General features: G+C 66.3%; 21 protein-coding genes. 15 read left to right on the top strand and 6 right to left on the bottom strand.

The genetic code is table 11. The features are described from left to right. Positions 1-22: 22 nt before the first annotated feature. The 4 genes from IP86_RS18365 (at position 23) to IP86_RS18350 (ending at position 3,607) form a co-directional block, all read left to right on the top strand. On the top strand, positions 23-913 hold the full coding sequence (locus IP86_RS18365) for a phosphate/phosphite/phosphonate ABC transporter substrate-binding protein (RefSeq protein WP_054163872.1): 891 nt from the start codon (positions 23-25) through the stop codon (positions 911-913). Between the two features lie 118 nt (positions 914-1,031). Continuing rightward, on the top strand, positions 1,032-1,844 hold the full coding sequence (phnE, locus tag IP86_RS18360; protein WP_245290661.1) for a phosphonate ABC transporter, permease protein PhnE: 813 nt from the start codon (positions 1,032-1,034) through the stop codon (positions 1,842-1,844). Then, positions 1,837-2,655, top strand: a complete 819-nt coding sequence (phnC, locus tag IP86_RS18355) for a phosphonate ABC transporter ATP-binding protein (protein ID WP_197279879.1) — start codon at positions 1,837-1,839, stop codon at positions 2,653-2,655. The genes phnE and phnC overlap by 8 nt, the downstream gene beginning before the upstream one ends. Before the next feature lie 91 nt (positions 2,656-2,746). Then, positions 2,747-3,607, top strand: a complete 861-nt coding sequence (locus IP86_RS18350) for a LysR substrate-binding domain-containing protein (RefSeq protein ID WP_082364080.1) — start codon at positions 2,747-2,749, stop codon at positions 3,605-3,607. Between the two features lie 48 nt (positions 3,608-3,655). On the opposite strand, the gene IP86_RS18345 is transcribed toward IP86_RS18350, so the two are convergent. Both IP86_RS18345 and IP86_RS18340 read right to left on the bottom strand, forming a co-directional pair. Continuing rightward, the gene (locus IP86_RS18345) at positions 3,656-4,945 is read right to left on the bottom strand and encodes a polysaccharide deacetylase family protein (RefSeq protein WP_054163870.1); all 1,290 of its coding nucleotides are present in this window, start codon (positions 4,943-4,945) and stop codon (positions 3,656-3,658) included. A gap of 115 nt (positions 4,946-5,060) precedes the next feature. Further along, entirely contained in the window at positions 5,061-5,882 is an 822-nt protein-coding gene (locus IP86_RS18340; RefSeq protein WP_054163890.1) for a polysaccharide deacetylase family protein, read from the bottom strand. A 173-nt stretch (positions 5,883-6,055) separates the two neighbouring features. On the opposite strand from IP86_RS18340, the gene mgtE reads away from it, so the two are divergent. From mgtE to IP86_RS18325, 3 genes are all read left to right on the top strand, one after another. Next, positions 6,056-7,477 (top strand): magnesium transporter, encoded by a 1,422-nt coding sequence (gene mgtE, locus IP86_RS18335; RefSeq protein WP_054163889.1) that lies wholly within the window; start codon positions 6,056-6,058, stop codon positions 7,475-7,477. A gap of 128 nt (positions 7,478-7,605) precedes the next feature. Next, on the top strand, positions 7,606-8,424 hold the full coding sequence (locus IP86_RS18330; RefSeq protein WP_054163869.1) for an aldo/keto reductase: 819 nt from the start codon (positions 7,606-7,608) through the stop codon (positions 8,422-8,424). Between the two features lie 74 nt (positions 8,425-8,498). Then, positions 8,499-9,293 carry a YdcF family protein gene (locus IP86_RS18325; protein WP_054163868.1) on the top strand — a complete coding sequence of 265 codons (795 nt, stop codon included), beginning with the start codon at positions 8,499-8,501 and terminating at the stop codon, positions 9,291-9,293. 15 nt (positions 9,294-9,308) lie between these two features. On the opposite strand, the gene IP86_RS18320 is transcribed toward IP86_RS18325, so the two are convergent. Next, complete coding sequence (locus tag IP86_RS18320; RefSeq protein WP_054163888.1) at positions 9,309-9,734, bottom strand: GFA family protein; 426 nt, start codon at positions 9,732-9,734, stop codon at positions 9,309-9,311. Positions 9,735-9,833: 99 nt separating this feature from the next. Then, entirely contained in the window at positions 9,834-10,109 is a 276-nt protein-coding gene (locus IP86_RS18315; RefSeq protein WP_054163867.1) for a DUF3253 domain-containing protein, read from the bottom strand. A 116-nt stretch (positions 10,110-10,225) separates the two neighbouring features. Here IP86_RS18315 and IP86_RS18310 point away from each other — a divergent pair, with 116 nt between their 5' ends. The 4 genes from IP86_RS18310 (at position 10,226) to IP86_RS18295 (ending at position 12,888) form a co-directional block, all read left to right on the top strand. Then, positions 10,226-10,882, top strand: coding sequence for a glutathione S-transferase family protein (locus IP86_RS18310; RefSeq protein WP_054163866.1), 657 nt, complete (start codon positions 10,226-10,228; stop codon positions 10,880-10,882). A gap of 211 nt (positions 10,883-11,093) precedes the next feature. Further along, a complete protein-coding gene (locus tag IP86_RS18305; protein WP_054163865.1) occupies positions 11,094-11,285 on the top strand; it encodes a hypothetical protein in 192 nt (63 codons plus the stop codon). Between the two features lie 137 nt (positions 11,286-11,422). Continuing rightward, complete coding sequence (locus tag IP86_RS18300) at positions 11,423-12,415, top strand: hypothetical protein (RefSeq protein WP_054163864.1); 993 nt, start codon at positions 11,423-11,425, stop codon at positions 12,413-12,415. A gap of 35 nt (positions 12,416-12,450) precedes the next feature. After that, complete coding sequence (locus IP86_RS18295; protein WP_054163863.1) at positions 12,451-12,888, top strand: DUF1489 family protein; 438 nt, start codon at positions 12,451-12,453, stop codon at positions 12,886-12,888. Positions 12,889-12,946: 58 nt separating this feature from the next. Here the strand turns inward: IP86_RS18295 and panC are convergent, their stop codons facing one another. Continuing rightward, entirely contained in the window at positions 12,947-13,798 is an 852-nt protein-coding gene (gene panC / locus IP86_RS18290) for a pantoate--beta-alanine ligase (RefSeq protein WP_054163862.1), read from the bottom strand. A 229-nt stretch (positions 13,799-14,027) separates the two neighbouring features. Between panC and IP86_RS18285 the strand changes: the two genes are divergently transcribed. The 4 genes from IP86_RS18285 (at position 14,028) to IP86_RS18270 (ending at position 17,706) form a co-directional block, all read left to right on the top strand. Continuing rightward, on the top strand, positions 14,028-14,951 hold the full coding sequence (locus IP86_RS18285) for a division plane positioning ATPase MipZ (protein ID WP_054163861.1): 924 nt from the start codon (positions 14,028-14,030) through the stop codon (positions 14,949-14,951). Positions 14,952-15,234: 283 nt separating this feature from the next. Next, complete coding sequence (locus IP86_RS18280; RefSeq protein ID WP_054163860.1) at positions 15,235-16,065, top strand: alpha/beta fold hydrolase; 831 nt, start codon at positions 15,235-15,237, stop codon at positions 16,063-16,065. 110 nt (positions 16,066-16,175) lie between these two features. Continuing rightward, positions 16,176-16,916, top strand: a complete 741-nt coding sequence (locus IP86_RS18275; protein ID WP_054163859.1) for a vWA domain-containing protein — start codon at positions 16,176-16,178, stop codon at positions 16,914-16,916. Positions 16,917-16,977: 61 nt separating this feature from the next. Then, entirely contained in the window at positions 16,978-17,706 is a 729-nt protein-coding gene (locus IP86_RS18270) for a DnaJ domain-containing protein (protein ID WP_054163858.1), read from the top strand. Positions 17,707-18,064: 358 nt separating this feature from the next. On the opposite strand, the gene IP86_RS18265 is transcribed toward IP86_RS18270, so the two are convergent. Next, positions 18,065-18,674, bottom strand: a 610-nt coding sequence (locus IP86_RS18265) for an SPOR domain-containing protein (RefSeq protein WP_197279877.1), incomplete at its 5' end; no start/stop codon positions are given.

Genomic DNA, 18,674 nt, shown 5'->3' with positions numbered 1-18,674 from the left:
GTCACTCTTACAAGGACCGATCATGATGGGCTTCAAATCCCGGATATTCCGTTCGCTCGCGCTCGCTGCGGCCGTCGCGGCGTCTTGCTTCGCGGCGCCGTCTGCGGACGCGCAACAAATGAAGGACGGAAAGCTGCATCTGCGCTTTGCCATCGCTCCGCTGCGGCCGACGCCGGCGCAGACCGTCAAGGAGTTCGAGCCGCTGTTCAAGTACGTTGCCGATCAGCTCGGTGCGACCTACGAACTGGTTTCTCCGGAGAGCTGGGCTGCGATCTCCGTCGCCATGACCAACGGCCACGTCGACATCGGTTGGCTCGGCCCGTGGGGTTACGTGCTGGCGAACAAGAAGTCGGGCGCCGAAGTGATCGCGACCGCGAAGTATCGCGGCAAGCCGGTATATCACGCCATCATCGAAGGCCGGGCGGATCTCAAGATCAAGAAATGGCCGGACGACGCTAAAGGCATGCGGCTGTCGCTGTCCGACCAGGGCAATACCTCGGGTTGGCTGATTCCGATGGCTTACTTCGTGAACCAAGGCGTCGATCCGAAGACGTTCTTCCAGTATCGCGAAGGTGCCACCTTCGGCAACAACGTGATGATGATCCAGCAGGGCGTCCTCGATCTCGGATCGGACATGGATCGCGGCCGTTACGGCATGATCGAAGCCGGAGAGATGGATCCCAAGAAGGTGAAGATTTTCTGGACCTCCAACCCGCTGCCCAACGACGCTATCACCGTTCCGAAGGGCTTCGATCCGACGCTGAAGAAGAAGATCCAGGACGTGCTGGTGGGCCTGAGCGAAGACAAGGCGCAGTCACTGATGGGCGCCGGCTACAACGGCTTCGTCAAGGCCAGCCACGACGACTACGAAGTCATCGAAGAAGCCGGCCGCGTAACCGGCAAGCTGCAGTAACAACAATCCCAATGATCGGGGGGCGCCTGTTGCGCCCCCTCGATCTGATCCGGAAGAGGAACTTATGATAGAGTCGGTGCGATATATCGAGCCGCCACGTTCCTGGCGTGATGCGAATGTGCTCCGCCGAAATTTTGCGTTGCTGATGGCGGTGGTGCTGATCGTCGTATTCGCGCGCGCGTCGCACGTCGATCTGCAGAAATTGTGGGCCGGCATTCCGCGCGTGATGTCGTGGGTACCCTCGATGTTTCCGCCGGACCTGCGCACGATCAACGAGATTCTCTACGCGGCGTTCGAGACGTTGGCGATGGCGTCAATCGGGACGTTGATCGCGCTGGCCTTCGCTTTCCCGCTCGGGTTCCTGGCGGCGCGCAACACGACACCTCATCCGCTGGTGTCTCTCGCCGCGCGGGCGGTGCTGAACGTCACCCGAGGCACTGAGACTCTGGTGTTCGCGCTGATCTTCGTTGCGGCGATCGGTTTCGGACCTTTCACCGGCGTGCTGGCAATCGCCTTCCACATGATGGGCGCGATCGGCAAGGCCTTCGCCGAGGCGATCGAGCCTGCCGACAGGGGACCGATGGACGCGGTCGCGCTCACCGGTGCGAGCCGCGTGAAGGTGATCCGCTATGCGCTGATCCCCGACGTCGCACCCAATCTGATCGCGGCGACGCTTTATATGTGGGAGTACACAGTACGGTCGTCGACCGTTCTGGGGATCGTCGGCGCCGGAGGCATCGGTCAGACCCTCAAGGACACCATCGATCTGCTCGACTTCCCGAAAATGGTCACGGTGCTGACCGTCATCCTGCTGATGGTGTGGATGATCGACAGCCTCAGCGCCTATCTGCGCGGCGCCATTCTCGAATCGCCGCGCGCAGATCCAGGTCGCGTGCCGCGACGAAACCTTGCGGGGAAATTTGATGCCTGACGACGTCGCCGCGACCACCGAACAGCCGATCATGCTTGCGATCCGCAATCTGAAGAAGGCCTATGGCGAGCATCGCGTGCTCGATGGGATCGATCTCGATCTGCGTCAGGGTGAGTTCGTTGTTATTCTCGGGCCAAGCGGCACGGGCAAGTCGACGTTGTTTCGATGCATCACGCGCCTCGCCGAGCCAGATGCCGGGACGATCAGTTTCGACGGGCGCGATGTCACCGGCTTGAAGAGCGACGCGCTGGTGGCGATGCGCCGCCGTTGCGGCTTCGTGTTTCAGCAGTTCAATTTGGTGCGCCGGCTGTCGGCTATCGACAACGTGCTGGCCGGCCGGCTCGGTTACGTCTCGCTGTGGCGTGCGATGCTGGGGGCGTTCTCCACGCAGGACCGCCAGCTCGCGCTAGCGAGCCTCGATGCGGTGGGGATGCTCGACCATGCCTACAGGCGTGTCGATGGTCTGTCGGGCGGGCAGCAGCAGCGCGTCGCCATCGCCCGGACCCTGGCGCAGCAGAGCCACCTGATCATTGCCGACGAACCGATCGCCAGCCTCGATCCGGAATCCGCCCGAACGGTGCTCGGGATTTTGCGCAAAGTGGCGAAGGAGAACGGGATATCGGTGCTGTGCAGCCTGCATCAGGTCGAGCAGGCGCTCGCGGTCGGCGACCGCATCGTCGGATTCCGGAATGGACGGATTGTCGTCGATTGCCGGTCCCGGGACTTCACCGACGAGGATTGTGTCCGCATCTACGGCTCGGAGGCTGCGCAGGCGGAGGAAACTCCCGAGCAGCCTGCCTGCGCGGCGTGATCCTTCTGCCTCCCGGGACCCGACGATTGGACGGCCGTGTCGCCGGCGACATTCGTGAGATAGTTTGGCGGCACTGTCCGCGGGAATCGTGATGAACCTTGAGCATATCCGGACCTATTTGACGGTCCTACACAGCGGCGGTTTTCGCGATGCCGCACGCCAGCTCGGCATCTCTCAGCCGACCGTGACGCTGCACATCAAGAAGCTGGAGGACAGCGTCGGCCAGACGCTGATCGTGCGCGAGCGCGCCGGGTGCTTTCCGGCGCCGGGCAGCGAAGCCTTCGTCCGCTACGCCGAGGGACTGGTTCGTTTGGCGGAGCGCGCGCGTCTGTCGCTGCAGCAGCCGCATCTCACCATCGGCGCCGCCGGCAACCTCGGCATCTATCTGCTGCAGCCGTATTTCCGGTCTTTCGCCGATCAGCAACGCGAGGTCGCGCGGCTCGACATGGTGATCGATCGTAACGACCGTATCCTGGACAAGCTGGAGAGCGGCGAGGTTGACGTTGCCGCGCTGGAGTGGTGGGACGATCGCAGAGGTTTTGTCGCGACCGTCTGGCGCGAAGAGCCGGCGGTGGTGATCGTGCCCAGCGACCATCCGTGGGCTGGTCTGGCATCGATCCGTCCCGTCGACCTCGTCGGCGAGCCGATGATCGGCGGGGAGGCGCATACCGGCACGGGACGGATGTTGCGCAACTGTCTCGGCGACATCGCCGAGCGATTGACGATCCGCTGCAACCTCGGAAGTACCGAGGCGGTCAAATCGGCGGTCCGCGCCGGGCTCGGCATTTCGATCGTGCTGGAAGCCAGCGTCAGGGACGAACTCGCGGCGAAGCACCTCGTCAGCGTGCCGCTTAACGGCGTGCGCCTCGCCAAGCGGCTTTACGTGGCGCGCTCCTCGAGCCTTCCGAGCAACGGTCTTGCGGCGCGGTTCGCTCAGCACCTGGAACGGTAAACCCCAGAGAGCGTACGGCTCTGTATGCCGCGTGGCGACGGCCTTGGTTCAGTGGTTCAGCGGCCGCGGCCTAGCGGAAACGCCGATCGGGCCCCGCTGCAGGCCCGCAGGGGCGATCGCGGCACTGCCGGAGATCTGGCGGACCGGCGCGGCCGACGCCAGAGCATCGACGGGGGCCGACGTCGCGTCGTTGGTGGCATGGCGGGATGGCACAAGGACGGTCGCGCGGATCGCCGGCTCCGTCTTCTCCGGGATGCTGAACACCGCCTGCGATGGCACCGGAAAGGCGATCGGATTTGCCGAACTCTCGGCCGGGATCTGCCGTGGCCACGGTGCCGCCATCGGCATCGGCACGCCGCGCGCGGGGTGGCGGAAGGTTGCCTGCGCGCCGCCGAGATCGAGATTGAGATCCGCGACGGACGGCCCCGGCAGCATTTCGGCGTGAGCGAAGCTGAAGCCCGGCACCTTGGGCCAATGCGAGATCGCGACCTGTTCGGTGATCGGATGCAGCCGCCACTGCGACGGCTCGGTCGGAGTCTTCGGCAGATCCTTGCTGGCCGGCACGACGTGGACGATGCGATAGCCGCGCGCCTTCAGCTCGTGGAGTATCCGCGGCAGTGCCGCGACGGTGCGGGCCTGAATGTCGTGCAGCAGCAGGATGCCGCGGCCCTTGGCCTGCAGCCGGCTCATCGCCAGCCCGTAAACGGCCTCTGGCGAGATATGGCGCCAGTCGTCGGCGGGGAAATCGGCGCTCCAGGCCTGAATGCCCTGCGAGGCGAGATAGCCTTCGACCGCCTCGGCGCGCAGCAGGCCGGGAATCCGGAAGAACGGCGCCACTGCGGCGCGATCGCCGAGCGCGGCGGCAACCGAGTCGATGCCTTCATCGACCTCCTGCCGGGCCTGTTCGACCGACATCCGGTTGAAGCTCAGCGGATGGTTCTGGCTGTGGGTGCCGATGGTGTGACCGGCATCACGCAGCTTGCGGACGCCTTGCGGATAACCCTGGGCCATCCGGCCGACGATGAAGAACGTCGCCTTGACGCATTCCTTGGCGAGAATATCCAGCACGGCGTTGCTGTGGCGCGGCAACGGTCCGTCGTCGAAGGTCAGCACTACCTCGTGGTCCTGCAACGGCAGCGTCTCGGCGTATTGCATCGTGCCGATCCGCGGGTGTTCGCGCGGGTCCACAACCAGCGTGCGCGAGGTGCCGAGGGCGTCCGGGTTGCCGGGGCAGTCCGCCGCGAAAGCTGAGGTCACGGAAAGGGCGAGGGCTGCGGTCGCACAGGCGAGGCCGAGCCGCGACCTGGTCCGCCGCCCTTGTCGAAAATGTTCACCCATCACGCGACCACGCACCTCGGATCTCAGATCAGCCCGCAAGACTGTAGAATGCCAGCCTGAACGGCGGCTTAATCATGGTTCTGATCACGGTTTGCCGGCGTGCACCAGCGCGGAATTAGCGGGTCGCGTGTGCACCGGTGGCAACGGCCGGATTGGCTGCGGGCGGCACGACGTGGACCACGCGATAATTGTTCTCTCGCAGAAAACGCAGGAAAGCCGGGATCATCGCGGCGGTCTGTGCCCGCGGGTCATGAAACAGGATGATGCCCTTGCGGGCGGCGGTGAGCCGGTCGCTGATCAGCTTGAGCTGCTCCTCGGGCGTCATCGGATTCCAGTCGCTGGCCCACAGATCCGCTCCCCAGACGACGATGCCGCGCGACTGCAGATTGTCGAGCAGGGCGGGCGTCGATTCGAAATACGGGAAACGGAAGAACTTCGTCTCCGACAGCGGCGCGCCGTGGCCGCGCAGCATCGACTCGTCGGCGGCGATGCCGCGGTCGATCTCGGCCAGCGCGTCGGCATTGCTCAGATGCGCGAGATGGGCGTGCGTGTAGGTGTGGTGGCCAACGGTGTGGCCCTCGGCGGCGATGCGCCGGACGAGTGCCGGCATCTCCAGGCCGGGCTTGCCGACCAGGAAGAACGTCGCCTTGACGCATTCGTCGGCCAGCGCCTTGAGCACCTTCGGCGTGGTTGCCGCCGGGCCGTCGTCGAAGGTCAGCACGACCTCGTGATCCTCGAGCGGCAGCGTCTCCGGAAAGCTCTTGGTGCCGATCCGCGGATATTTGGTGGCATCGATGGTGAGCGTGCGCGCCGTGCCCAGCGTATCGGGGCGTGGGCAGTCGGCGGCCTGCGCGGCGGAGCCCAGCACCGCCAGCGTGACGGCTGCTGCGGCGGCTTTCCTGACGCCCGCCACGGCGGCGCGCTTCGCTTTCCTCATGACACCCTCCGGGCGGACTGATCGTTCGTGGATGTCGTGAATTTCATTGCGCCGCGTGTCACCGATTGAGTATTGCCAACGAGCATTCGATCCGCCGATCGACACCGCATCTTGCGCGACGGCGCGCGAAATCTGCAACCGATAAAACCCACAGACAGACCATGGGGTGCGCGATGGCCGACGAACTCGATGCGGTCGTGCGAGACGGCCAGTCCGTGCCCGACCAGCTTTCGATGCGGGACGAGGACGGCGAAATCAGGGCCGAATTCGTTCAAGTCATTTCGGAAGCCATCGCCGCGGAGAACGCTCAGTTCCTACGCGAGGTGGTGTCCGACCTGCACGAGGCCGATCTCGGCGACCTGATCGGCACGCTGGAGCCCGACGAGCGGGTCCGGCTGGTGGAACTGACCGGCGCCGATTTCGACTTCTCGGCGCTGAACGAGGTCGATGAGACCGTCCGCGAAGAAATCCTCGACGAGCTCGAACCGCAGACCGTGGCCGAGGGTGTCCGCGAACTGGATTCCGACGATGCGGTCGAACTGCTGCAGGTGCTCGACGAGGACGAGCAGGAGGAGATCCTCGACAAGCTGCCGCAGTCCGAGCGCGATGCGCTGGAGCGCAGCCTCGACTATCCGGAAAACTCCGCCGGCCGGCGGATGCAAACCGAGTTCATCGCCGTGCCACGCGACTGGAACGTCGGTCAGGCAATCGATCACATGCGGGACACCGCGGACCTGCCGGACCGCTTCTACGAGATCTACGTGGTCGACGGCGGCAATCTTTGGCAGGGCGCGGTGGCGCTCGACGCGCTGCTGCGCTCGCACCGCAACGTGCCGCTCGCCGACCTGATCGACGAGGACCGCCGCAAGGTCTCGGTGCTGGACGATCAGGAGGAGGTCGCCCGGCTGTTCGGCAAGTACAACCTCGTCGCCGCGCCGGTGGTCGATCCCGACAACCGGCTGGTGGGCGTCATCACCATCGACGACGTGGTCGACGTCATCGAGGAGGAGGCCGACGAAGACCTCAAGGCGCTCGGCGGCGTCACTAGCGACGAAGAGCTGTCCGACCGGGTCTGGACCATCGCCCGTGGCCGCTTCAACTGGCTGCTGGTCAATCTCGCCACCGCGTTCCTGGCGTCCTCGGTGCTCGGGCTGTTCGAGGGCCAGCTGCAGCAGATGGTGGCGCTGGCGGTGCTGGCGCCGATCGTCGCCAGCCAGGGCGGCAACGCCGCGACCCAGACCATGACGGTGGCGGTGCGGGCGCTGGCGACCCGCGAGCTCGGGCCGTGGAACGCGATGCGGGTGGTGATGCGCGAGGCGACGGTCGGCCTCGTCAACGGCGTCGGCTTCGCGGTGATCACCGGGCTGGCCGCCTATGCCTGGTTCGGCATCGCCGGGCTCGGCGTGGTGATCGCACTGGCGATGGTGTGCAATCTGGTTGCCGGCGCGCTCGGCGGGATCCTGATCCCGATGGCGCTCGACCGCGTCCGCGCCGACCCGGCGGTCGCGTCGGGAACCTTTGTTACCACGGTCACCGACGTCGTCGGCTTCTTCTCCTTCCTCGGGATCGCCACGCTGTGGTTCGGGCTCAAGTAATCGGCTTATCGCGGTATTAACATCGCCGGGTGGAACCCGGCGCCTCGTAATCGCGGACGATTGGCATCGGCTCGGCCAGAGCGCATACTCCGCGCCGATGGGTTTGCGTTGCCGACTGCGAGGCCGACATGCAGTTCGTGGAAGCTCATGGCGCCAAGATACCCGCGATCGGACTCGGCACCGGCGAGCTGAGCGGCCACGCCTGCGCCCGGATCGTCGAACAGGCGCTGCGGATGGGCTATCGCCACATCGACACCGCGCAGGTCTACAACAACGAGCGCGACGTCGGCGAAGGCATCCGCAACGCGCATCTGCGGCGCAGCGAGCTGTTCGTCGTCACCAAGGTCTGGACCACCCACTTCGCGCCCAACGATCTGCTGCGCTCCACCAAAGAGAGCCTGCACAAGATGCGGCTGTCGGAGCTCGATCTGCTGCTGCTGCACTGGCCGAATCCGCAGGTGCCGCTGGCGGAGACGCTGGGCGGCCTCGCGCACGCGCAGGAGCTCGGCATGACGCGGCATATCGGCGTGTCGAACTTCACCGCGGCGCTGCTGAAGCAGGCGGTGGCGGCGAGCCCCGCGCCCCTGGTGTGCAATCAGGTCGAGTACCACCCGTTTCTCGATCAGACCAATGTGCGCGCCACCTGCGCCGACCTCGGCATCGCGATGGTCGCCTACAGCCCGATCGCCAAGGGGCAGGCCAAGCAGAACGAGGTGCTGGCGCGAATCGGCGCGACACACGGCAAGACCGCCGCGCAGGTCTGTCTGCGTTGGCTGGTGCAGCAGAATGTCCCGGCGATCCCGCGCAGCTCGCGCATCGAGCGGTTGTCGCAGAACATCGACGTGTTCGACTTCGAACTCAGTGCCGCCGAAATGCAGCAGATTTTCACGCTGCATCACCCCGAGGGGCGGCTGGTGCACAGCGCGACCGAGCCGGAGTGGGACTGAGGCGACATCGCACCGGATTGACCCCGCTTGCGGAATCCCGCCACCTCGCAGGCCTCGGCTGTCGCGGGTGATCGATGTTCTTCGTCCTGTCCAAAGTTGTCGGCTTCTTCATCCATCCCTCCAACCTGATCGCGGTGATCTGCGCGATGGGAGTATTGTTGCTGCTGACGCGGTGGCGGCGGGCAGGGGCGCGCGTGCTCGCCGCCGGCGTCGTACTGCTGCTGATCGCCGGCTATTCGCCACTCGGCAGCGTGATGCTGCTGACGCTGTCGGAGCGGTTTCCGCCCTGGCAGTACGCCGGCAAGGCGCCGGACGGCATCATCGTGCTCGGCGGCGCGCTCGACTCGGACGTGAGTGCCGCGCGCAATTCCGTGGAGCTGGATTCCTCGGCCGAGCGCGTGGTCGCGGCGCTGGAGCTGGCGCGCGACTATCCGCAGGCGCGGATCGTCTACAGCGGCGGCAGCGGCAATCTGCTCGGCGACTCGATACCCGAGGCGCCGATCGCCGCCGAGCTGTTCGAGCGGTTCGGCGTGGCCAAGGAGCGGATCCTGCTGGAGCGCCGATCGCGCACCACGGCGGAGAATGCGCGCTTCACCCGCGAACTGGTGTCACCGAAGCCCGGCGAACTGTGGCTGCTGGTGACCTCGGCGTTCCATATGCCGCGGTCGATCGAGGTGTTTCGCGCTGCCGGCTTCGACGTCGTGGCCTATCCGGTGGATTGGCGCACCCGCGGCTGGCGGGACGCGGCGCAGCCGTTCAATCGCCTCAGCAGCGGGCTGGCGCGGATGGACGTCGCCGCGCATGAGTGGGCGGGACTGCTGGCGTACTGGCTGCATCACCGCAGCGAGAAACTGGTGCCGACGCCTTAGCGGGCGGCGCCGCCCTCAGTCGGCCGGGATGAAGCGCAGTGTGCCGGCGCGGCGGGTCGGCTGACCGGTGTCGTTAGTGTGATTGACGCCGTCCATCACCGGGACTTCGGCGAAGTCGAACGGGCTGACGCCGTCGAGGCAGGCGACGTTGACGGCAAACAGGTTCGTGTTCGAGCGGCGCTGGTGATGGGTGTAGATGCCGCAGCGGGAGCAGAAGAAGTGCTGCGCCGTGCCGGTGTGAAAGCGATAGGTCGTCAGTGCGTCCTCGCCCTGCAGGATCCGGATCCCGCCCATTTCCGCCATCGCCACCACGGCGCCGCGCATCCGGCAGTACGAGCAGGTGCAGCGCCGGATCGAGTCGAAGCCATCGCTCAGCGTCGCTTCGAACCGCACTGCGCCGCAATGACAGCCGCCGCTGCAAACCATCGTCTTGTCGGTCATCTTGCTCACGCGTCCCTGACAGTCTCGCGTGCTGGTATCCGGCAACATCGATCCGGGCAACCGACAGGAGGTGCTGGCTGCCGTGCAGAGTTGCCCGATCTAGTCGTGGCGCGGCAGCCCGAGCCGGTAGACGCCGCGGAAGTCGTTCGGATCGGCCGGTTTGCCCTTGCGATAGATCACCAGCCGCCCGGCCAGCGCCAGCTCGACGGCGGCGCGACGGATCGGCATCAGCAGGCCGTGCCAGTCACCCTCGGGCGCGATCGCGTGCGCGATCTCCGGCGCGCTCAGCGTGGCGGAGCCGGCGGTGGTCAGGACCGAGAGCAGGGCGTCCTGCAACGAGGCAGGCGTGAGGGCGGGCGAATCCGGCGTGTTCATCGCTCACACCTGCCGCATCGCGACGCTCACCGCAACCGCCACCAATTGACAGCGCGGCCGGCGGCACGATTGAGTAACACCAAGGCCGCAGTGAATCGGCTGCTGGGAGTTCATCGATGGCGCGCACGCTGGTGATCGGCAACAAGAACTACTCGTCCTGGTCGATGCGGCCGTGGATCGCCCTGAAGGCGACCGGCATCGCGTTCGACGAGGTGATGATCCCGCTCTACACCGGTGATGCCGACAAGCGCCGCATCCTCGCCTTCACGGACTCGGGGAAGGTGCCGGTGCTGGTCGACGGCGACGTCACCATCTGGGACTCGCTGGCGATCATCGAATACGCCGCCGAGCGCTTTCCGAAGGCGCAGCTCTGGCCGGATGACGTCGCGGCGCGCGCCCACGCGCGCTCGGTATCGGCCGAAATGCACTCCGGCTTCGCGGCCCTGCGCAGCGAATGCGGCATGAACATCCATCGGCCGGTCGGCCCCAAGCCGCTGTCCGACGCCGCCAGGGCTGACATCGCCCGCATCCAGCAGATCTGGAACGATTGCCGCCAGCGCTATGGCCGCTCCGGGCCATACCTGTTCGGCGGCTTCAGCGCGGCGGACGCGATGTTTGCCCCGGTGGTGCAGCGTTTCCGGACCTATGCGATCGAACTGGACCCGATTTCGCAGGGCTATGTGGCGGTGATGCAGGCGCTGCCGGCGATGCGCGAATGGACCGAGGCGGCGCTCGCCGAGACCCTGGTGATCCCGCGATTCGAGACCGACTGAGCCGGGTTCCGGCAGCCGCTCGGACAGGTCCACGCAGGCCCCGGGAATTTACGCCTATCACGCTGAAAAATCTGCAAATTCGGGTCGGAGCCATGCCCTCTATTCACTGGTCAGTGGAGGGCTCCGCGTGCTATACGCCCGGCGGGGTTTCAGCCGGTCGCTCTGGGGATTTATCGGCAGCCGGCGTTCTCGTGGCGCATGGAGTAGAGCGTTGAAGCACAAGTTCGTGGTTGGTGAGAACGTATATTTTACCGCCAGCAATATTGCCCGTCCGGCCGCGGGCGGAATCTACGAGATCATCCGACTGCTTCCCACTGACGGTGCCGATTGTCAGTACCGGATCAAGAGCACCTCCGAAGCTTTCGAACGCGTGGCCAAAGAAAGCCAGCTCACCGTCTGCTGACGGCCGCCGCGCGGCCGTTCCATCCGGCGCCCGCCGGGACGACGGAACCCAAGCTTCCATATCGCGCTGAGCTTGCGCGCATTTTCGTCGCAAATCCGTGTTGATTTGAGCCGGATACGCGCAAGGGGACAACGCGCATGGATTGGGCTTCCGGGGCGGCCACGGCCGACCACATTCTGCATTCGCCGAACCTGCCGATCTGGTCCGCGATCGCCGCCGCCGCGGTTTTCGCGCTGATTCTGATCATCGCGCTGCTGCGCGCCGACCGCTCCGTCGCCAACGGCGTGCTCGGCATCATCACGCTGCTCGCGGTGAGCGTGGCGGGCTTTGCATCTTGGCGGATGTTCGTCGACAGCGCCGCGCCTTCGCTGCGCAGCACCGATGCGAGCCGCTCGATCAGCGCAATGCCGGCGCTCGCCTGCGTCGACGACCTTGCCGGGGACGCCGTGCAGGCGGCGTGCGAGCGCGCGCTGTTCGGTGCGCCGGAGACCATCGCGGCCGCGGTGTCGTACGCCTCGACGCGACTGGCGCAATTGACCGCGCTCGGTGACGTCGCCGCCGCCAACAAGCGGATGACCCCTGAGATCGACCGGCTGCGCCGCTCGATCGAGCGTGATCGGTACGGCCTGATCGCCTATGTGCTGAATGCCCAGGAGCGCTGCGTGCCGGACGAGTGCGCCGCCTATCGCTCGCTGACCGATCACAGCCGCATCGCCGCCAACATGAACGAGCACGCCTACGAGATGGCGGTGACCCGCGCCTCGGCGTCCTGGCAGGGCGCGACGGGCGGGGCGCTCGCCGCCGCTGCGCCGCCCGCGCCCGAAGCGCCGAGCGGCAAGCCGGTGAATATCGATTACGCGACGTCGGCATCGATCCCGCCGATCTCGATCATGACCGAGCCGTCCCAGCCCGCGCCGAAGCCTGCAGCGGCGCCAGCAGCCGCCACCGCACCCACAGCGGCGCCGCACGCCAAGCGTCCGCCGGCGGCCGCCAATGCCCAGGCGCAGGGCAGTGCGCCCGCGCAGGCCACCGGCCAGGCGCCCGCGCCGGTCAAGCGCGCTCCGCCGAAACCGAAGCCGGCCCCTGCGCCAGTGCAGCTTGCGCCGACGGAGCCGAATTCGGATAACTGATCGCAGCTTTCCCTGCCTCAGGACGTTCCGGAACCATGGCGCTGCATATGATCAAGCTGGCGGTCGGCTGCGACTCCGTGAAGGAGCTGACCAGCCGGGTCGCCGAGCGCGCCCGGCTGGCGAAAGCTCAGGGCCTGCCGCGCCAGCACTTCCACGTTACCCGGATGGTGCCCAAGCGCGACGCCGAGTTGCTCGACGGCGGCTCGCTGTATTGGGTGATCCGCGGCGAGATCGCCGCGCGCACCCGGCTGATCGGCATCGAGCCGTTCCGCGACGGCGAGGGTATCGCGCGCTGCCGGCTGATCATGGAGCCCAAAGTGGTGCCGGTGAGCCCGCGGCCGATGCGGCCGTTCCAGGGTTGGCGCTACCTCACCGCGGCCGACGCGCCGCCCGACCTCGGCAAAGCCGCCGAGAGCATCGCCGCGATGCCGGAGCCGATGCGGCGGGAGCTGCGCGAACTGGGGCTGCTGTAAACGCCGCAAAAGTCACAAGCCCGGCCATGACGGCGTGGAGAGGTTGCGCGTTCGCAGCTCACACCGCGATGTTGTCGATCAGCCGCGTGGTGCCGATCTTGGCGGCGACCAGCAGGCGGATCGGGCCGTCTTTGCGGGAGCGGACCGGGGCCAGCGTCTCGGCGTGGCGGGCTTCCAGATAATCCAGCGCGAAGCCGGCGCTGGTGATCATTTCGGTGCCGACCTTGAGCGACGCATCGACGGTCTTGCCGGCTTTCAGCAGCTTGGCGACCTGCTTCATCGCGCGGTACAGCGTCGGCGCGACCTCGCGCTGTTCCGGCGACAGATAGACGTTGCGTGACGACATCGCGAGGCCGTCGCGTTCGCGCACCGTCGGCGCGCCGATCACCTTGACGCCGGTGTCGAGATCGGCCGCCATCCGTGTCACCACGCGCAGCTGCTGATAGTCCTTCGAGCCGAAGATCGCGACGTCCGGCCGGACCTGGATGAACAGCTTGCCGACCACGGTGGCGACGCCGCCGAAAAAGTGCGGGCGAAAGCGATCCTCGAGGCCGGCCACGGCCGGACCATCGACGCCGATATGGCTGGCGAAGCCATCCGGGTACATCGCCTTGACGTCCGGATTCCAGATCAGGTCGACGTTCTCCGCCGCGAGCTTGGCGGCGTCGGCCTTCCAGGTCCGCGGATAGGAGCCGAAGTCCTCGTTCGGTGCGAACTGCGTCGGATTGACGAACACCGACACCACGACCTTGTCGGCGCGGCGCTTGGCGAGACGCACCAGCGAGATGTGCCCGTCGTGCAGCGCCCCCATGGTCGGCACCAGCGCCACCGTGGCGTTGCGGCGCCGCAGCTCGCCGATGGCGCGGCGGAGGGCAGGGAGAGTGCGGGCGACGACGGGAGGACGGGACATGGCAACTCGCAGGCGATGATCGGAAGGGCGGCTCGCGCCGTCAGGACTTCGATCTTATCGCACGAAGCGTTCCGCCGCCAAGCCGGACGCGCCGTTGAAGGTCCGGACGGACCGTCCGACAGCGTTACGATTCATGATGAAAGCCGAACGGGATTGATCCGGCGGCGCCTGCACGCAAATTGCTTGACCGCGGATCAGGCCGCTTTGAAGATATCGGCGAGGGAGATCGATGCTGGCTCAGGCGACCCAGACGGCGGCAGGTTCGGCACGGGTCGTCGTTCTCGGCAACGAGAAGGGCGGCTCGGGCAAGTCGACGCTGGCGCTGCATATCGCGGTGGCGCTGCTCAAGGCCGGCCAACGCGTCGCGACCATCGATCTCGACTGCCGCCAGCAGAGCTTCACCCGCACCCTCGACAATCGCCGGCAATGGGCACGCCATATCGGAGCCGATCTCGAACTGCCGCATCATTGCTGCATCAGGCTCGGCGAGACGATGCAGATCGCCGACAACGAGCAGGCGGAGTTCGTGCAGTTCGCCGAGGCGGTCGCCGCGGTCGAACAGGGCTATGACTTCATCGTCATCGATACGCCGGGCTCGGACAGCTATCTGATGCGGCTGGCGCATTCGATGGCCGACACGCTGGTGACGCCGATCAACGACAGTTTCCTCGATTTCGACGTGCTCGGCCGTCTCGATCCGGCGACGCTGGCGGTGACCGGCCCCAGTCACTACGCGGCGATGGTGCAGGATGCACGGCGCAAGCGGCGTCAGCTCGACGGCGTCGATACCGACTGGATCGTGGTGCGCAACCGGCTGTCGACCACGGCTTCACGTAATACGCGGCTGATCGCCGCCAGCCTCAAGGACCTGGCGATGCAGATCGGCTTTCGTCCGCTCGACGGTTTCGCAGAGCGCGGAGTGTATCGCGAGTTCTTCCCGCGCGGGCTGACCGCGCTCGACGATCTCACCGAGGCGACGCTCGGCACGCGGCCGAGCATGGGCCACGTCACTGCGCGAGAGGAAGTCGGCGCGCTGCTGCGACAATTGCGGCTGCCGCTCGACGAACGCGGCCGGCGGCGGGCAGCCAATCGCGCCGAATGGTTCGCTCAGCTCGACAAGCCGCTCGAACTACACGACATCGTCGGCGCGTAGCATACCCTCGGTTATCCCCCGCGATCTCTCGTGCTTTGGTAGTCATCCGTCTCGATGGGCGAGAAGTCCCTGCTGCGCAACGGTTGAGCAGAGTGAGCAGATTCTCGCCAAGGCCGTCCGGACGGGGAAAATCATCCGCTTTGTCGACGCATTGTGCAGTTGCACAATGACGGAGCGGTATTCTCCTAATGTTTGATCTTCCTGTCATATCGCGGTGATTTATAGTTACCTCATCGGCCTCCGACGCCTCGGGCATGGGGTTTCGCGCCGACATAGGTGGACCATGACGCGCGGAATTGTCGTTCTGCTCGCGCTGTGCCTCGTCTCGGCCGCAGCGTATTTCACCGCTTCGAAGTGGGCGATACGTCATCAGACGTTGACCTTCTTCGACACCGTCCGCAATCGCCCGGTCGCGGTCGATATCGCGGTCCGCCGCGACAAGGAGCTGCAGGCCGAAGCCGGCTTGACCGAGCTGCCGGTCGCGATCCTCAACCACGGCAACACCGTCCGCTTCACCGAGTACTCGTTCCTCGCCAACCTGTTCGCCGCGCGCGGCTACATGGCGGTCAGCATCCAGCACGATCTCGACAGCGATGCGCCGCTGGTCACCAAGGTCGGCGAACTCTATGTCGGTCGCCTGCCGGTGTACGAGCGCGGCACCGCCAACATCGACTTCGCCGTCAAACAGCTCGCCAAGCTGCAGCCGAATGCCGATTATGATCATCTCACCATGGTCGGTCATTCCAATGGCGGCGACATCTCGATGTACTACGCCAGGCTGCATCCCGACCGGATCCGCAAGGTGGTGACGCTCGACAATCTGCGGGTGCCGTTCATGATCGACGGCAAGTTCCGCATCCTGTCATTCCGCTCCCACGATCCGGTGTTCAAGCCCGACCCCGGCGTGGTGCCCGATCAGGCGGTGTGCGACAAGGCCGGCATCACCGTGGTCAACACCGGCTTCCAGCACACCGACATGAGCGACCGCGGCCCTGACGACGTCAAGGAATCGATCAGCACCGCGCTGGACAAGTTTCTCGACAGTGACGCGGTTCGTCCTGTACCGGTGCGGACTCGCGACAGCTCTCCGGGCGTGATGGCGCAGGCGCGCTGAGCGCGCAGCTTCGCCGCAGCCGTTCGCAGCGGCTGCGGATCGGCACGTGACGGCATTGACCCTCCGGCAGGCCGACGCCACATAGGCCGCGTCACACGGCGCGAGCTTCGATGTCTCAGGATCCACCAAGGGCGAGCCGGCAAACCCCGGCCGAGTCCGCCGACCGGGCGCTGCACCCGAGCAGCACGTCGGACGAGATCGCCGCCTTCGTCGCCAAGGCACGGGCGATGGCGCCGGGAGCCGCCGGCGGGCGCGGCCGCTTGCTGTTCGCGCTCGACGCCACGATGAGCCGCCAGCCGACTTGGGACATGGCCTGTGCGCTGCAGGCCGACATGTTCCGCGAGGCGGCCGCGATCGGCAGCCTCGACATCCGTCTGGTGTATTATCGCGGCATCAACGAATGCCGGGCCAGCGGCTGGATCTCATCCAGCGACGAACTGGCGCGGCTGATGGGCAAGATCGACTGCCGCGGCGGTTACACCCAGATCGGCCGGGTGCTGGCGGATGCGCGCAAGGAAGCGATCGCCGCCGGCGTCCGGGCGATCGTGTTTGTCGGCGATGCGATGGAAGAATCGGTCGACGAACTGTGTGCCAAGGCCGGCGAGCTGGGCATGCTCAAGGTCCCCGTTTTCATCTTTCAGGAAGGCGTCGACCCGGAAGCCGAATCGGCCTTCCGCGAGATCGCACGGCTGACCGGCGGCGCCTGGTGCCGATTCGATCCCGGTGCGGCGGCGCAGCTGCGCGAGCTGCTGCGGGCGGCCGCGGCCTATGCGGCGGGCGGGCGTGAGGCGCTGCAGCGGTTGGCGCAGCGCGGCGGCGGCGCGGCTTTGTTGCTTGGCCAGCTGAAATAGCCGCAGCATCAGGACCTTGCCGAGCGGTGCATTTCGCGCGCGGTCTGCCTATATTGGCTCCATGCCTACGCTGATCGCCGGCGTCATCGCCGTGTTTGCCGTCTACTCGCTGCTGCAGATGTTTCGCTCGGCGAATCCCGCCGTGCTGGCCCGGGCCCTGAAGGTCTCGGGCGGCATCGTGACGCTCGCGACCGCGCTGTTCATGGGCGTGCGCGGCCAGCTCGCGGTGGCGATCCCGCTCGGCCTGTTCGGCGCCGGGCTGCTCGGCTGGGCGCCGATGGGCAAGATCGGATTCGGCAATCTCGGTGGGCTGTTCGGATCGGGCGGCCTGCGCTCGCGCGGGCAATCGTCGCAGGTTCGTTCGGCCGACCTCGAGATGACGCTCGACCACGAGAGCGGCGCGATGAGCGGCCGCATTATCAAGGGACCGTATGCCGGGCGTTCGCTGGGCGAGTTCGATCTGCCCGAGCTCGCCGCGATGATGTCCGGCTTCGACGCGGAAAGCTGCGCGCTACTTGAAGCTTATCTGGACCGCCGGTTTCCCGCCTGGCGTCAGCACGCGCAGGGACGTGCGGCAGGGGGGCAGGGCAGCCAGTCGTTTGGCGGCAAAATGACGGCCGAGGAAGCCTATCAGATCCTTGGCCTGAAGCCGGGCGCGGGGCCGGACGAGATCGGGCGTGCTCATCGCACCCTGATGAAGAAACTCCATCCCGACCAAGGGGGGTCGACGTACTTGGCCGCCCGTGTAAACGCGGCCAAGGATACCTTGCTTCGCACGCATCGCAGCTGACTCCGGCAACGCAACTCTACGCTACAAACTGCGAGGGCTTTTCTGATCTCTGAATGACGCTCGATGGCCCGCCATTCGGCGTGGCTGTTGTTCCGATTTTTATCGCGCAATGATTGACGAGTGGTTTCAACCGTCGGCGGCTCCCCACCTCACAAACAAAAACGCGGTCGGAAGCCCGACCGCGTTTTTGTATAAGTTCGAAGCCCATCCCCGTCATGTCGAGGAGCACCCGGATCGGCGCTTCGCGCCGTCCGGGCACAGGCTCCGCGACGAAGCAATCCAGATCAGTGCACTAGGCTCTGGATTGCTTCGCTTCGCTCGCCATGACGGGGGAGGGTCTCTGCCTGTCGGCTGAACGTCAGTTCTTGATAGTGAAGCAGGAAATGTCGGAGCGCTTCAGCTTCTTGCAGACCGCTTCGGCTTCGTCGCGATCGAGCCCGGCGAAGCGGGCGCGGTAGAGCCTGCGATCGCCTTTGGACACCACCGTTTCGGTGAACGGATCGGCCTTGCCGAGCATGCCCCGGGCCTGGTCGCGAGCGGCTTCGAGGCGGGCCTTGGCTTCGCTCTCGCTCTGCAGCGCGCCGACCTGGATGATCCAGCCGCTGTGGGTGACCGGCTTGATGGCGCCGCTCTGCTGCACCGCAGGGGCAGACGCGGTCGGCTCGGCCGAAGCCATCGCCTGCGCGTTGGCAGGCGTCACCCGCGAGGCGGGCAGCACGCCGAGAATGCCGTTGCCGGTGCCGTGATTGGCGGGCTGCGGGATCATCTCGGCTTTGGCGACGGCGGCGTTCGAGGTTTCGGCGACATCGCGGCGCGGCGCGGGGATCGTGTTGGTCACCGGCGGCGCGGCGACCGCCGAGGCCAGCTTGATCGGCGCGGACTTGACCTGGACGGTCTTGATTCGGACCGGCTTCATCGGCTCGGACGAGCCGGGGCCGGGGACCAGCGCCATCGGCTTGTCGAGCGAG

The organism is Rhodopseudomonas sp. AAP120 (assembly GCF_001295845.1).
Lineage (GTDB): Bacteria > Pseudomonadota > Alphaproteobacteria > Rhizobiales > Xanthobacteraceae > Rhodopseudomonas.
Note: the sequence above shows the minus strand (reverse complement) of the source record. Positions and strands in the feature narration are given on the sequence as shown.